Raw genomic sequence first — 13,936 nt, 5'->3', positions numbered from 1 at the left:
CCCCGACGGGCGCCTCGCGGGGTTGTTCCTCCTCGACCCGGCGGCGTCGTCGTGACACGGGCCGACACCCCTCGACCCGACGGCCTCGTCGTGACGCGGGCCGCCCCGCGTCGGGCGCTCGTGCTTTTCGTCGTCGTGTCGTTCGGGCTCTGCTGGGCCCTCGCCATCCCCCTGTGGCTGAGCGACGACGGGCTGGCCGCACCCCTGGCCGGCGTGCTGCTGCCGCTGCTGATGCTGACCCCGGCGGCCGGCGCCGCGGTCGCCCTCGCCTCGACACGCACGTCGTGGCGTCAGGCCGTCAGGCAGCTGGGCCTCTGGCCGATCCGCCCCGTGCGGCGCACCCTCGCCTGGTCGGCGGGGGGCCTCGTCAGCGCGGTGGTCGTGGTCGTCGTCGGCGTCGCCGCCGCGGCCGCCCTGGGCCTGCTGGTGATCGACCTCGTCGATTTCAGCGGTTACGCCCGGTCGTTCGACGACCTCGGGATGGGCGAACTCGCCCTGCCCGCCGGGCTCCTGGTGGGCATGCAGCTGCTCGCCATCCCGCTCAACGCCGTCGTCAGCGCACCGTTCGCACTGGGCGAAGAAATCGGCTGGCGGGGGTGGCTGCTGCCCGCGCTGACGCCGCTCGGAACAGGGGTCGCCCTGGTCGCGTCCGGCGCCGTCTGGGGCCTGTGGCACACCCCGATCATCCTGCTCGGCTACAACTTCGACCGGACCGGCGCCGACGGTGTCGTCTTGATGGTGGGCGCGTGCGTCGCCTTCGGCGTGCTGCTCGGGTGGCTGCGACTGAGGACGGGGTCGATCTGGCCACCCGTCTTCGCCCACTCGGCCTTCAACGCCACCGCCGGGCTCTCGGCCCTCGTCGCCGACGCGTCCGATGCCAGCGATCCCGCCGTCACGGGCCCCCTCGGCCTCGTCACGACGGCCGTCATGGTGGCGATCGTCGTCGGGCTCCTCCTCGCGGGGGAGATGCGAAACAATCGCTTGACGCCCATCGCTTCTTCCTGACACATTGTCATGAGATGACCGGACCGGTCAGTACGGTTCCTTCCGAGGATGCCGCGACGGCGGGACGGTCCGACCGCGACAAGGCCGGAGGACCACAGTGAGCACTCTCACCGAGACCACACGACGCACCGATGCACCGGCACGACGCGACCGCCTGTGGTCGTTCGTGCAGCTCCCCCTCGCGGGAGCCCTGCTGGCCAGCGTCGTCACCGTGGTGTCGTGGGCCCCCCGCCTGCCCGGCGAGGTGGCCAACCAGTGGTCCGCGGGTGAGGTCACCACCGTCCGACCCCTGGCCGTGACGATCGCCTCCGTCGCCGTCCCCGCCCTCGCCGCCTGGCTGCTGCTGGCCCTCGCCCGGGTGACCAGCGACTCGGTGAAGTTCGGCCACCGGTCGACCGTCGGGGCCCTGGCTGGGCTGACACTCGCACTGACCGGTGCCCTGCCGCTGCTCGTCGCCCCGTCGCTCGCGACCGGCGACCCCTGGTCGGCACCGGACCCCGGCGTCCTGCCGCTGATCGCCCTCGGTGTGGTCGGTCTGCTGGTCGCGGTCGGGGTAGCCATCGCGGCGGGTCGACCGGGTGCGACGGGCACACCGGGTGCGACGGGAGCGCCGGGTGCGCCGGGTGCGACGGGCACGCCGGGCGCGACGGACACCCGTGTCCCACGGGGCGCGGACACGTCCCGCGCACCTCGGACGATCGGAGGCGCGGCCGCGGTCGGTGCCGCCCTGGCCGTCGTCGTCCTCGCCGCGCTGACGATCGCGCCGTGGCCTCTCGCCCTCGTCGCCGGAGCGACGGCCGCGACCGCCGGGGCCGCGCTGCGCACCCTCCGCCGACCGTCGGCACCCTGACGCCCCACTGACCGGCAGCGGGCCCGGGCGCACTGACGCCCCGGTCACGCACGCCCCTGCCCGCGACACGGTGATCACACCGCCGGGCACAACGACCGATGGCGCGCGGTCGCTTCGGCGCGCCCGAGAAGACGACAGACGAGGAGGCGGCCGGCCCGGGGACCGGCCCACGGGCACACGAGGCGGCCGACCGGCCGCCGGGACGGGCGACGACGAGCGATCGACGCCTCAGCGACATCCATCGAAGGAGAACGAGAATGAACGCGAAGAACAAGATCATCACGGTGGCCACTGCAGCAGCGCTGGCCGTCGTCCTGCCCTCGACCGCGGCGGTCGCCACGGGCTGGGCCCCCACGTCGTCGACGTCGACGACCGAGCAGAGCACCGAGTCGACGGACGGCCGCGAGCTGTTCGGCGCCCTGTACTTCGGCACGGGTGCTCTCGCCGCCGAGCTCGAGGGCGAGCTCGACGACGCGTCGTACACGGCGTTCCGCGACAGCGTCGCCGAGCAGGGTACCGACCTGACCGCGATCGACACCATCCTCGACGATCTGCAGGCGTCCGATGCGGCCTACTTCGACGACTTCGCCCGTGAGATGACCTCCGGTGACGTCCTCCGCGTGGAGGCCGCCTTCAGCGCCTCCGCCGGCGACTTGGCCGCGTCGGTGGACGAGGCGTCGGTCGTCGACGCCTCGGCTGCCGAGCGCAAGGCGGACCCCGGCATGGCGAACCCGCAGGCCGCCGTACCGGTGTTCGCGGTGTGGGTCGCGGTCGTGTCGGCGGCCGGCGCCGTCCACGCGCTCACCGCAGCCGTGCAGATGAACGTCGCCTGGACCCAGAACGCCTTCTGGTCGGCCAACGTCACCTCGGGAGAAGCGCTCTCGACCGAGAAGGGCGTGGTCTCGCTCACCGACAGCCTGTCGGCGTACTGATCTCTCGCGCACCACACGGACCGGCCTCCTCGCTCGTCGGGGAGGCCGGCCCCCTTGACCAGGAGACCTCCGATGAAGATCAGACACCTGCTCGTCCCCGGCACGCTCGTCGTCGTGTTCGCCCTCTACTCGGGGCTCGCCTCGCTCGAAGAGACCGTGCTCGACCCACCGGGGCTCACCGACCATCGCGCCGACATCATGTCGGTGGCGCCCCAGGGCTGGTCGTTCTTCACGAAGTCGCCGCGTGACCCGCAGATCGAGCCCTTCGTGGTGGACGGTGACGAGTTGCGTTCGGTCGCGGGGTTCCCGAACACCCGGGCCGAGAACCTGTTCGGGCTGAGTCGCGAAGGGCGGTCGCAGGGCATCGAGGTCGCCCTGCTCATGACGAGCCTGCCCGAGGCCGACTGGGTCGACTGCGACTCCCCCGCCCTCGAGGTCTGCTCGTCCGATCTCGTGGCGTCGACCGCGCACCCCGTCGAGAACGTCGTCCCGTCCCCCTCCCTCTGCGGCGAGGTCGTGCTGGTCGAGTCGACCCCCGTCTCGTGGGCCTACCGGGACCACACGCGACTGGAACGCTCGGCCGTCCGCGGCCTCAGGACCGACGTCTCATGCTGAAGCGCTTCGACCTCCGCCCGTCGTCCTGGCGCGCCCTGCCCGACCCCGTCCTCTGGTCGCCCTTCCTCGGTCTCGCGCGGTCCCTGATCGCGCTCGGCAACCTCATCACGGTGCTGTTCACGTCGAGCGACTTCCTCTTCCGCCCGGTCGCAGGTCTCGGCTCGTACCCCCTGTGCACGCACGCCGACCGGGCCGGTCTCTTCTGCGCCATGCGCGGCGACCTCGACGCCGCCCGCGTCGTGGCCGTCGTCGTACTGGTGGCGGTCATCGTCGGCTTCGCGCCCCAGATCACCTCGCTGCTGCACGTCTGGGTCGCCTTCAGCATCAGTTCGAGCATCTCGATCCCTGAGGGCGGCGACCAGATCGCAACGATCATGGCCCTCCTGCTCGTGCCCGTCTGCCTGACCGACCCCCGGTGGAACCACTGGTCGCCCGCCCGGCCCGGCCTGCAGGCACGACCCTGGCGGACCGGCTTCGCCGTCATCTTCGTGGTGGCGATCAAGCTGCAGCTCTGCGTCCTCTACTTCTACTCGGGCGCGGGCAAGCTCTTCGTCACCGAATGGGCGGAGGGGACGGCCCTCTACTACATCGTCCAGGGCTTCTTCGGGGCGAGCGGCCTGCCCCGCCTCGTCCTCACCGAGGTGGCCGGCACGTCGCTCGGTGCCGCGGCCCTGACCTGGGGCACCATGCTGCTCGAGCTGGGACTGGCGGCCATCCTGCTGACGAGGGGGCGCCTCCGGCTGGTCCTGGCCCTGGCCGGGGTGACCCTCCACCTCGGCATCATCGTGGCCATCGGCCTCTGGAGCTTCCAGATCACGATGCTCGGCGGACTGCTGCTGCTCGCCCTGCCGCTGCACTCGGCCGCGTACCACGACGGTGCGACGATCCGCGGCGTCCTGCGGCCCGGGGACGACGAACGCCCCCGCACACACGGTGCGGGGGCGTCCGGCGGGACGGGGTCGGATCAGGCGAAGGTCGCCGCGTCGATCACGAAGCGGTAGCGCACGTCCGACTTGAGGACGCGCTCGTAGGCCTCGTTGATCTGGTCGGCGTCGATCAGCTCGGTCTCGGGCACGATGCCGTGCTCGGCGCAGAAGTCGAGCATCTCCTGGGTCTCGCGGATGCCGCCGATGGCCGAACCGGCCCAGCTGCGACGCGCCGGGATCAGCGCGAACGCGGGCACCTCGAGCGGCTCGGACGGGGCGCCGACGTTGACGAGCGTGCCGTCGACGGCCAGCAGGCCGAGGTAGGCGCCCATGTCGACCTTCGCCGACACGGTGTTGATGATCAGGTCGAACGAGTTCGCCAGGTCGGTGAAGGTCTGCTCGTCGCTGGTCGCGTAGTGCGCCTTCGCGCCGAAGCGCAGCGAGTCCTCTTTCTTCGAGGTGGTCTGCGACAGCACGGTGACGTCGGCACCGAGTGCGGCGGCGATCTTCACGCCCATGTGGCCGAGGCCGCCCATGCCGACGATGGCGACCTTGGTGCCCTCGGTGACGCCCCAGTGGTGCAGCGGCGAGTACAGCGTGATGCCGGCGCAGAGCAGCGGTGCGACCTTGTCGTAGTCGAGCGACTCGGGCACGCGCAGCACGAAGTCCTCGGTGACGACGACGGCCTGCGAGTAACCGCCCTGGGTGACGGTGCCGTCGGCCGGGTCGACGCTCGTGTAGGTGCCGGTGTTGCCCTTGGCGCAGTACTGCTCGTCGCCACGCTTGCAGTACTCGCACTCGCCGCACGAGTTGACCATGCAGCCGACGCCGACGCGGTCGCCGACCTCGTACTTGGTGACCTCGGAGCCGACCTCCGAGACGGTGCCGACGATCTCGTGACCCACGACCTGCGGGTACTGGATCTCGCCCCACTCGCCGCGGACGGTGTGGATGTCGCTGTGGCAGATGCCGGCGTAGGCGATGTCGATCATGACGTCCTTCGGGCCGACGTCGCGGCGCTCGATGGTCGTCTTGACGAGGGGCTCGGTGGCGGACGGTGCCGCGTAGGCGTTGACGGTGCGCATGGGTCTCCTGGGGGTGGATTCGGTACGGGGACGAGGGGCGGGTCGGAACACGGTGCTCGACGACGGGCTCCTCGTCCTCGACGCTACGCCCCCGCGCCGATCGTGGGAGGCCCTGGCAGGGCCCCCGACGCGACGGCCCGCAGGAGGCGCGGTGCGCGTCCGACCGGCACCGCGCCTCCTGCGGGTGGCCCGGCAGGGCGACGGCACCCGTGAGACACGCTTCCGGGTGGGAAAGTGCCCTGACTCGCGACACGGCTCGCGCGGTGGACGGCGTAGCAAGGACCGGACGCAGCACCGGGTGGTCCGGTGCCGGACGAAGGAGTCGACATGGCAAGCGGAGTGGCAACAGTGTGGGTGCCCGTGACCGACATGGGGCGGGCGACGGCGTTCTACCGTGACGCGCTCGGCCTCACGGTGAAGGACGAGAGCGACGACTGGACCGAGATCGACGCGAACGGCCTGATGATCGGCCTGAACGGTCGCGAAGAGGCCGCGGCCTCGAGCGAGGGCGGGGCGGTCATCACGTTCCAGCCCGACGGCACCCTCGAGGACGCGTTGGCCGACCTGCAGGCGCGCGGCGCCGACGTCACGGGCACGATCAGCGAGCACCCGTGGGGCCGCATCCTGCCCTTCAAGGACACCGAGGGCAATGACCTGCAGTTCTACACGCCCCCGACCGACTGACGTCGGGGCCTGCAGGAGGCGCGGTGTCGGTCGAACCGGCACCGCGCCTCCTGCGTCCGGTCACGTCGTCGGGACGTCGACGGGCCGGACACGCACCATGATGTGGGGATGGTCACCGAGATCCTCATCCTGAGCAACCTGCTCGCCGGGCCGCAGCACGGGTACGACATCAAGCGGAACGTGCGGCGCCCGGGCCTCGGCGTGGTCAACAACAACGCCGTCTACACGACGCTCAAGCGCCTGCACGACCGGGGCGCGCTCGACCGCCGCACCGAGGAGACCACGGGTCGGCCGAACCGCCAGGTGTTCTCGCTGACCGACGCGGGGCGCGACCTGCTGATCGGGCGGATCGCCGACTTCCCGCTCTCCCGCGCCGGCGACGACGAGGAGTTCTACGTCCGGTTCGCGCTGCTGGACCTGGTCGACGAGGAGACGCGGGCGACGATCTTCGCCACGCGCGTCCGGGCCCTCGACGAGCGCATGGCGACGGCCCAGGCCTATCTCGACGCCAGCGACGACGACGCGACGCGCTTCCCGGTGCAGTCCGTCGCGATGTTCCGGCACCTGCTCGACCAGTTGCGCAGCGAGCGGGCCTGGGTCGAGGACTACTCGCGCGACGGCGAGATCGGTGCACCCAGGGCCCCGGAGAGCGGGGCACCCTTTTTTCGTCCCGTCCACTGATGACTAGTACCAACTGGACTAGCGTGACCTCGAAGCCACGCGTCAGCCGATCGCGTCACCGCGTCGCCGGCAGCCGACGTCACCGGCGTGGGCCGGCCCGGGCGACGAGGCGCCGTCGGGTCGTCGTGGCAGGGGCGTCACCGGTCGGGCCGGGGTGGCCGCGGGGGGTCGCGGGCACTCCGGAGGTGACGGCCTGCAGGAGGCGCGGGGTCGTCTGAACCGACACCGCACCTCCTGCAGGTGAGGCGTCCGGCTCAGGCGTCGAAGTCGGTGGCGCGGCTGCGGTCGGCCCACGCGTCGACGTCGGCGCGGAGGTCGTCGAGCGCGCCCGTGACGATCTCGACGGCGTCCGAGCCGAGCAGCAGCAGGTACGGAGCCTCGCCCGAGTCGACCGCGTCGACGAGCAGCCGCGCGCCCGCCGCGGGGTCGCCCGGCTGCCTGCCGTCCGAGGTGTCGGCCTCGATGCGGCGCTTGCCGGCCGTCTCGGCGTAGTCGGCGATCGGCGTGGCGGACTGGGTGAGCGAGCGGCCCGAGAAGTCGGTGCGGAACGAGCCCGGCTCGACGACCGTCGCCGTGATGCCGAGGGGGGCGAGTTCGGTGCGCAGGGCCATGGTCATCTGCTCGATCGCGGCCTTGACGGCGCCGTAGTAGCCCGAGCCGGGGCCCGTGCGGCGGGCGCCGATCGACGACAGGTTGACGATCGTGCCGCTGCGGCGGGCACGCATGCCGGGCAGGACGGCCTTGACGGTGCGGACGCTGCCGTGGAAGTGCGTGTCGAACAGGCGCGCCACGTCGGCGTCGTCGCCCTCCTCGACGGCGGAGCGGTAGCCGTAGCCGGCGTTGTTCACGAGGACGTCGACGCCGCCGAACCGCTCGGTGGCGAGGCGGACGGCCGCGGTCACCTGGTCGGGGTCGGTGACGTCGAGGGCGGTGGCCACGGCGTGGTCGGGGTGGGCGTCGGCGATGTCCTGCACGGCCGAGGCGTCGCGCGCGGTGACGACGACGTCGTGTCCGCGGGCCAGCGCCTCCTCGGCGAAGGCTCGCCCCAACCCCGTGGAGCAGCCGGTGATCAACCAGGTCGACATGTGGTCTCTTCTCTCTCGTGCGTCGCGGTCGCCGACGCGCCGCTCCCCCCAGACAACCAAGGAGGCGCGGTGCCGGTCAGGTCCCGCCGCCCCCGGTACCAGCAGTACCCCCCTCGCGTCGCTGCCCCGCGTCGCTGCCCTGCGTCGCACCGCCCACTGAACGTCGCACCGCCCACGTGCGCGGTGCGACGTCCAGTCGGCGGTGCGACGTCGGCGCCCGGCTCCCGCCGGGGCGGGGCGGGGCGTGTCGGGGCAGGGTGACCCTGGCGGGGCCTCCCTGCCCCGTCCGCGCCGGCCTAGCGTCGAGAGCGACCCGGCCCGGTCCGGCAGGCACCCCGCCGCCGCCCGGAGTCGGCGTCCGGCACCGGACGTCCCGGCCCCGACACCCACCACCAGGAGCTCAGCCATGTCAGATCAGCCCGTCCAGGTCGGCGGAGGGCGCACCCTCTTCGGCGACTTCGCCCCCAAGCTCGCCGAGCTCACCGCCGACGTCCTCTTCGCCGACGTCTGGAACCGCCCCGAACTGTCCGCGCGCGACCGCAGCCTCGTCACCGTCGCGGTGCTCACCGCCGGCGGCAACACCGAGCAGCTGCGGTTCCACCTCGGCCGCGCCGTCGAGAACGGCGTCACCCAGGACGAGCTCGTCGAGGCCATCACCCACGTGACGCTCTACGCGGGCTGGCCCCGCGGGATGGCCGCCATGGGCGTCGCCAAGGAGCTCTTCGCCGACGACGCAGACGACGACACCGACGAGAAGTGAGGAACCCGTGAAGATCCTGCCCCCGCAACCCACGACCCTCAACCCCGACGAGCAGTTCCCGGGCCAGGTGTGGCTCGACCCCATCGTCACCCCGCAGACCGACGACCAGCGCACGACGGTCGCGAAGGTCCGCTTCGCGCCCGGCGCGCGGACCGCCTGGCACCACCACGCGCGAGGCCAGTTCCTGTACGTCACCGAGGGCGTCGCCCGGTTCGGCACCCGTGACGGGAAGGTCGTCGACGTCCACCCCGGGCAGACCATCTTCGTGGCGCCGGGCGAGGAGCACTTCCACGCCGCCGCCGAGGGCAGCTTCATGGAGCACGTCGCCATCCTCGAGGCGGCCGACGATCCGGCCACCACCACGACCTGGCTCGAGCGCATCACCGACGCCGACTACGCCGGCTCGGACGCCGGCTGAGGCGCCGAGACCCCAGGAAGTCGCCGAGACCCCCACTCGCGAGCAGGGGTCTCGGCAATTTCCTGGGGCCTGAGCACCGCACCCCACCGAGGAGGCGCGGTGCGATTCGACATGGCACCGCGCCTCCCCGGGTCGTCGGGGCGCTCCGCCGCGCGGGCGAGCCGTCAGCGGCCGCGGGCTCGTAGGGTCGAGGGATGACGACGACGACGTGGACGACCCTGCAGCTCATCCTCTCCGCCGGAGTGGTGGTGTGCGGCGCGCTGCTGACGAGGGGTGGCAGTGACCTCGTGGGCGTGCTGATGATCATCAGTGGGTCGGCCTCGATCGTGGTCGGGCTGCGGGCCATGGCCGTGACCCGGCGCGTCGAGAGGCAGCACGCCGCCCTCGAGGCCGGCGACCCGACGACGCACGAGCGCTGACGCCGGCACTGACGCCACTCCCGCCGACCACCACCGAGCACGAGGCCCTCATGACCGACATCCCCTGGACCACCGGCACCTGGACGACCGAGCCCACGGCCGTCGACGTCGCCGACGACGGCATGCGCGTCACGGCGGCCGAGGGCAGCGACGCCTGGCGCCTCACGTCGTACGGGTTCGTGCACGACACCGAGCACGCCCTGGTCGCGCCGTTCGAGCAGGGCACCGCGATGGAGGTGTCGTTCGTGCTCGACTTCACGGCCCAGTTCGACCAGGCCGGCATCTTCGTCTCGGTCGACCCCGAGACCTGGGTCAAGGCCGGGGTCGAACTCAGCGACGGCGAGCAGAGCCTCGGTGCCGTCGTGACGCGGGGCGAGTCCGACTGGTCGCTCTCCCCGGTCGAGTGGACCGGCCGCACCGTGACGATCCGCGCCAGCCGCTCGGGAGACGCCCTCACCGTGCGGGCCCGCGTCGACGCCGAGCCGTGGCGTCTGGTCCGGGTCGCCCCGCTCGCCCCCGACGCCGCGGCGAGCGCCGGCCCCTTCTGCTGCGCCCCCTCGCGCGCCGACCTCACCGTGCACTTCACCTCGTGGACGACGTCCGCCGCCGACGAGAGCCTCCACCCCGAGGACTGAGCACGTGCCCGACCCCGCGGGCCGGGCTCGACGCCTCGGCCTGGGGACGGCCCCGTGGGCTGGGGACGGCGGAGCCGAGGAGGCGCGACGACGGTCGGCGACGGGTCGGTCACCGTCGAGGTCCGTGCTTGACAACTTTGCTGAGTGCACTCAGAATTGAGCACACTCGGATGCTCGAGCCGCGACCCCTCGGACCGAGGACGTCACGGGCCGCGCCGGCGAGCCCACCACCCGCAGCCCCAGCCCCCCAGGAGCACCCCATGCGAGCCTTCGCGTTCGACGCCTACGAGAAGCCCCTGCACGAAGTCGACGTGCCCGAGCCCACCGTCGGCGACCACGACGTCCTGATCGCGGTCGCCGCCGCGGGCCTCAACCACCTCGACGCCAAGATCCGCGAGGGCGCGTTCAAGCTGATCCTCCCGTACCGGACGCCCCTCGTCCTCGGCCACGACGTCGCCGGGACGGTCATCGAGGTCGGCGGCTCGGTCCGCAACCTGAAGCCCGGCGACGAGGTGTTCGCCCGCCCCCGCGACCACCGGATCGGCACCTTCGCCGAGCGCATCGCCGTCGACGAGGCCGACGTCGCCGTCGCCCCGACCTCGATCAGCACCGTCGAGGCCGCATCGCTCCCCCTCGTGGCCCTCACCGCCTGGCAGGCCCTCGTCGAACGCGGCGACGTGCAGCCCGGTCAGAAGGTCCTCGTCCACGCGGGTGCCGGTGGGGTCGGTTCGATCGCGATCCAGCTCGCGAAGCACCTCGGCGCGCACGTCGCGACCACCGCCTCCTCGTCGAACGCCGACTTCGTGCGCGAGCTCGGTGCCGACGTCGTCGTCGACCACCGCACCCAGGACTTCGAGCAGGAGCTGTCCGGCTACGACCTCGTCCTGGACAGCCTGGGCGCCGAGAACCTGGCGAAGTCGCTCCGGGTGCTCCGCCCCGGCGGCATCGCCATCGGCATCCAGGGCCCGCCCACTCCCACCTTCGCCAAGGCCGCAGGGCTGAACCCTGTCGTGCGCCTCGCCGTCGCGGCCCTCAGCCGTGGGGTCCGAGCCCGGGCGAGGACGCTCGGCGTCCGGTACGAGTTCCTCTGGATGCACGCCGACGGTGCCCAGCTGCGCGAGATCGCGGCCCTCGTCGACGCCGGGGCCGTCCGCCCGGTCGTCGGCGCGACGCACCCGTTCGCCGAGACGGCGACCGCGCTCGACGGCCTCGGGAAGGTCCGCATCCGCGGCAAGGCGGTCGTCACGCTCCCGTGACGGTCGGCACCGCGGGCGACGAAGCGGCCAGCGCCCGTCAGCGCGGCAGGATCACCTCGAGCTGACGTCGCACCCCCGCGACGATCTCGTCGTCCGGCACCGACTCGTCGACCGCCGACGACATCGCGAGCATCATCACGGCCGACACGACGTGCGCGAACGCGGCCGCGTCGGAGGGCGTCGCCGAGGTGAGGCGCGTGACGATCCCGGCCACCGCCTCCTCGGTCCGGGCGACGATCGTGAGCGCCTCGGCGTGGTGCGGCTCGGCGGCGTCGCCGAACGCCATCTCGCGCAGGTAGGTGCGGCCGTTCTCGACCTGCGCGCGGTTGCAGTGCACGATCGGCTCGAGCACCGCGACGACCGCGTCCAGCGCGGTCGAGGCGGACGAGGAGGCGCGGATCCCCTCGTCGAGGGAGCGCGCGTACGCCGCGTTCTGCGCGAGCAGCAGCAGCTCGCCCTTGGTCTTCGCGTACAGGAAGAGCGTGCCGGCGCCGACGTCGGCCGCCTCGGCGATCTGCTGCGTCGTGACCTCGTCGACCCCGTGACGGCTGAACAGGTCGGACGCGGCCTGCGTGATGCGCTCGAGCTTCTCCTGCTTGTTGCGCTCTCGGCGGCCGAGCGACGAGGCGGTCGACGACATGGGCTCTCCTGGGGTGACGGTGGACGGAAGGGCGACGGTCGAAGAGATGGAGGCCGACGGTCGGAATAGAAACTGACTGAACTCAATTATGACAGGAGTCAGCAACGGGGCGACTCGATCACGGGTCGCCTCATCTTCGCACCACCCACGGAAGGAACACCCATGACCGACATCACCGGCTCCGTCGTCCTCGTCACCGGAGCGAACGGGGGCATCGGCACCCGCTTCGTCGAGGCCGCCCTCGCCCGCGGCGCCGCGAAGGTCTACGCCACGGCCCGCACCCCGCGCACCTGGGACGACGAGCGCGTCGTGCCCCTCACCCTCGACGTGACCGACGCGGCCTCGATCGCCGCCGTCGTCGAGGCGGCGCCCGACGTGACCGTGCTGATCAACAACGCCGGCGCGAACACCCCCACGCCCGGCATCCTCAGCCACACCGACGACGAGATCCGCGCCAACGTCGAGACCAACTTCCTCGGGCCGCTCTTCCTCGCCCGCGCCTACGCGCCGCTCCTCTCGGCACACGGCGGCGGCACGGCCATCATCGACATCCACTCGGCCCTGTCGTGGTTCGCCGTCGCGGGCATCTACTCGGCGACGAAGGCGGCGCTGTGGTCGGCCACGAACTCGCTGCGCCTCGAGCTGCAGCCCGCGGGCGTGCAGGTCGTCGGCGTGCACGTGGGCTACGTCGACACCGCGATGGCCGCGGGCGTCACGGACGCGAAGACCGACCCGACGACCCTGGTCGCCGACGTGCTCGACGCCCTCGAGGCCGGCGAGCACGAGGTCCTCGCCGACGAGACCTCACGCCAGGTGAAGGCGGGCCTGTCGGCGCCGCTCGAGGCGCTCTACCCGCAGCTCGCCGCGCGCTGACCGGTGACGACGAGGAGGCGCGGTGCCGGCCCGACCGGCACCGCGCCTCCTGCGGGCTCAGCGGGACGCGGGGCGGCGCAGGATCAGGTTCGTCATGACCTGCGTCATCACGGCCCGGTCGTGCTGGTCGCGGAGTTCGATGCGGGTGCGCACCACTCCCCGGTCGGGACGGGACGCCGAGGGGCGGGCGTCGACGACGGTGAACCGGGCACGGAGCACGTCGTCGGGGCGGACGGGTGCCGACCAGCGCAGCTCGTCGACGCCGGGCGACGCGACGCTGGCGGCCTGGTTGAGGTAGGACTCCACCATCAGGCGCATCATCACGGCGGTGGTGTGCCAGCCGCTGGCCACGAGTCCGCCGAGGGGAGTCGCCTCGGCCCGTTCGGCGTCGACGTGCATGTCGTGCGGATCGAACCGGCGGCCGAAGTCGACGATCTCGTCCGCCGTGACGCGGTACGAGCCGTGCTCCATCGTGAGGCCGGGCACGTAGTCGTCGAGGAAGCGGTCGGCGAGCCGATGCGCGAAGGGCGAGGTGTCGTCGGCCGCGGCTGCGGTCCCGTCCGGTTCGTAGGGCACGCCTTCACCCTAGGTCGGCCGAGACCCCAGGAAGTCGCCGAGACCCCCACGCGCGAGCAGGGGTCTCGACGACTTCCTGGGGTCTGAGCCGAGGAAGCGCGGTGCCGGTCGACCGGCCCGCGTACGATCTCGGCATGAGCCGCTTGGACGACATGCCGTTCGCCAGGGTCTACCCCCTGTACGTGGCCAAGGTCGAGCGCAAGGGCCACATGAAGGCCGAGGTCGACGAGGTCGTGACGTGGCTGACCGGTTACGACCAGCAGCAGATCGACCAGCACGTCGCCGACGGAACCACGTTCCGCGACTTCTTCGCGGCCGCCGATCTCAACCCCCGGGCCTCGCTCGTGACGGGTGTCATCTGCGGTGTCCGCATCGAGGCCCTCGACGACGAGCTGACCGCGAACATCCGCCGCCTCGACAAGCTCGTCGACGAGGTCGCGCGCGGCCGCCCGATGGCGAAGGTGCTGCGGGAGAGGTGATAGGTGGGCGGTGACGC

The 13,936-nt window shown here is 72.3% G+C and carries 18 protein-coding genes; 14 read left to right on the top strand and 4 right to left on the bottom strand.

The features are described 5' to 3' along the window. From ASE87_RS16875 to ASE87_RS10160, 5 genes are all read left to right on the top strand, one after another. Positions 1–1,005, top strand: a 1,005-nt coding sequence (locus ASE87_RS16875; RefSeq protein WP_157489810.1) for a CPBP family intramembrane glutamic endopeptidase, incomplete at its 5' end; no start/stop codon positions are given. Positions 1,006–1,102: 97 nt separating this feature from the next. Next, positions 1,103–1,855, top strand: coding sequence for a hypothetical protein (locus ASE87_RS16505; RefSeq protein ID WP_056228244.1), 753 nt, complete (start codon positions 1,103–1,105; stop codon positions 1,853–1,855). A 257-nt stretch (positions 1,856–2,112) separates the two neighbouring features. Beyond that, positions 2,113–2,787 (top strand): hypothetical protein, encoded by a 675-nt coding sequence (locus ASE87_RS10170; RefSeq protein ID WP_056228241.1) that lies wholly within the window; start codon positions 2,113–2,115, stop codon positions 2,785–2,787. Positions 2,788–2,859: 72 nt separating this feature from the next. Beyond that, positions 2,860–3,402, top strand: coding sequence for an SdpA family antimicrobial peptide system protein (locus ASE87_RS10165; protein ID WP_055975462.1), 543 nt, complete (start codon positions 2,860–2,862; stop codon positions 3,400–3,402). Next, positions 3,396–4,403, top strand: coding sequence for a sporulation-delaying protein SdpB family protein (locus ASE87_RS10160; RefSeq protein ID WP_056228238.1), 1,008 nt, complete (start codon positions 3,396–3,398; stop codon positions 4,401–4,403). The genes ASE87_RS10165 and ASE87_RS10160 overlap by 7 nt, the downstream gene beginning before the upstream one ends. On the opposite strand, the gene ASE87_RS10155 is transcribed toward ASE87_RS10160, so the two are convergent. Continuing rightward, on the bottom strand, positions 4,367–5,413 hold the full coding sequence (locus ASE87_RS10155; RefSeq protein WP_056228235.1) for an NAD(P)-dependent alcohol dehydrogenase: 1,047 nt from the start codon (positions 5,411–5,413) through the stop codon (positions 4,367–4,369). The two genes, ASE87_RS10160 and ASE87_RS10155, sit on opposite strands and share 37 nt — an antisense overlap. Before the next feature lie 327 nt (positions 5,414–5,740). Here ASE87_RS10155 and ASE87_RS10150 point away from each other — a divergent pair, with 327 nt between their 5' ends. Together ASE87_RS10150 and ASE87_RS10145 are read left to right on the top strand one after the other, a co-directional pair. After that, the gene (locus tag ASE87_RS10150; protein ID WP_056228233.1) at positions 5,741–6,097 is read left to right on the top strand and encodes a VOC family protein; all 357 of its coding nucleotides are present in this window, start codon (positions 5,741–5,743) and stop codon (positions 6,095–6,097) included. A 108-nt stretch (positions 6,098–6,205) separates the two neighbouring features. Next, the gene (locus tag ASE87_RS10145; RefSeq protein ID WP_056228230.1) at positions 6,206–6,778 is read left to right on the top strand and encodes a PadR family transcriptional regulator; all 573 of its coding nucleotides are present in this window, start codon (positions 6,206–6,208) and stop codon (positions 6,776–6,778) included. Between the two features lie 254 nt (positions 6,779–7,032). Here ASE87_RS10145 and ASE87_RS10140 read toward each other — a convergent pair whose 3' ends face one another. Further along, the gene (locus ASE87_RS10140; RefSeq protein WP_056228228.1) at positions 7,033–7,863 is read right to left on the bottom strand and encodes an oxidoreductase; all 831 of its coding nucleotides are present in this window, start codon (positions 7,861–7,863) and stop codon (positions 7,033–7,035) included. A gap of 406 nt (positions 7,864–8,269) precedes the next feature. Here ASE87_RS10140 and ASE87_RS10135 point away from each other — a divergent pair, with 406 nt between their 5' ends. The 5 genes from ASE87_RS10135 (at position 8,270) to ASE87_RS10115 (ending at position 11,351) form a co-directional block, all read left to right on the top strand. Next, the gene (locus ASE87_RS10135) at positions 8,270–8,623 is read left to right on the top strand and encodes a carboxymuconolactone decarboxylase family protein (RefSeq protein ID WP_056228225.1); all 354 of its coding nucleotides are present in this window, start codon (positions 8,270–8,272) and stop codon (positions 8,621–8,623) included. 7 nt (positions 8,624–8,630) lie between these two features. Continuing rightward, positions 8,631–9,041: a cupin domain-containing protein gene (locus ASE87_RS10130; RefSeq protein ID WP_056228223.1), complete on the top strand. Its 411-nt coding sequence runs from the start codon at positions 8,631–8,633 to the stop codon at positions 9,039–9,041. 194 nt (positions 9,042–9,235) lie between these two features. After that, positions 9,236–9,460: a hypothetical protein gene (locus ASE87_RS10125; protein ID WP_056228220.1), complete on the top strand. Its 225-nt coding sequence runs from the start codon at positions 9,236–9,238 to the stop codon at positions 9,458–9,460. A 50-nt stretch (positions 9,461–9,510) separates the two neighbouring features. Further along, complete coding sequence (locus ASE87_RS10120; protein WP_056228219.1) at positions 9,511–10,095, top strand: DUF1349 domain-containing protein; 585 nt, start codon at positions 9,511–9,513, stop codon at positions 10,093–10,095. A gap of 260 nt (positions 10,096–10,355) precedes the next feature. Then, positions 10,356–11,351, top strand: coding sequence for an NADP-dependent oxidoreductase (locus tag ASE87_RS10115; RefSeq protein WP_056228216.1), 996 nt, complete (start codon positions 10,356–10,358; stop codon positions 11,349–11,351). A 37-nt stretch (positions 11,352–11,388) separates the two neighbouring features. Here ASE87_RS10115 and ASE87_RS10110 read toward each other — a convergent pair whose 3' ends face one another. Then, on the bottom strand, positions 11,389–11,991 hold the full coding sequence (locus tag ASE87_RS10110; RefSeq protein WP_056228212.1) for a TetR/AcrR family transcriptional regulator: 603 nt from the start codon (positions 11,989–11,991) through the stop codon (positions 11,389–11,391). Positions 11,992–12,153: 162 nt separating this feature from the next. Between ASE87_RS10110 and ASE87_RS10105 the strand changes: the two genes are divergently transcribed. Next, positions 12,154–12,864 carry an SDR family oxidoreductase gene (locus ASE87_RS10105; protein WP_056228208.1) on the top strand — a complete coding sequence of 237 codons (711 nt, stop codon included), beginning with the start codon at positions 12,154–12,156 and terminating at the stop codon, positions 12,862–12,864. A 57-nt stretch (positions 12,865–12,921) separates the two neighbouring features. On the opposite strand, the gene ASE87_RS10100 is transcribed toward ASE87_RS10105, so the two are convergent. Continuing rightward, complete coding sequence (locus tag ASE87_RS10100; protein WP_056228205.1) at positions 12,922–13,440, bottom strand: MaoC family dehydratase; 519 nt, start codon at positions 13,438–13,440, stop codon at positions 12,922–12,924. Positions 13,441–13,574: 134 nt separating this feature from the next. On the opposite strand from ASE87_RS10100, the gene ASE87_RS10095 reads away from it, so the two are divergent. Beyond that, positions 13,575–13,919, top strand: coding sequence for a DUF2200 domain-containing protein (locus tag ASE87_RS10095; RefSeq protein ID WP_056229501.1), 345 nt, complete (start codon positions 13,575–13,577; stop codon positions 13,917–13,919). Positions 13,920–13,936 lie beyond the last annotated feature (17 nt).

Source organism: Frigoribacterium sp. Leaf44, from assembly GCF_001421865.1.
Classification (GTDB): Bacteria; Actinomycetota; Actinomycetes; order Actinomycetales; family Microbacteriaceae; genus Frigoribacterium.
The sequence above is the reverse complement of the archived record's forward strand: the minus strand, read 5'-3'. Positions and strand labels throughout refer to the sequence as shown.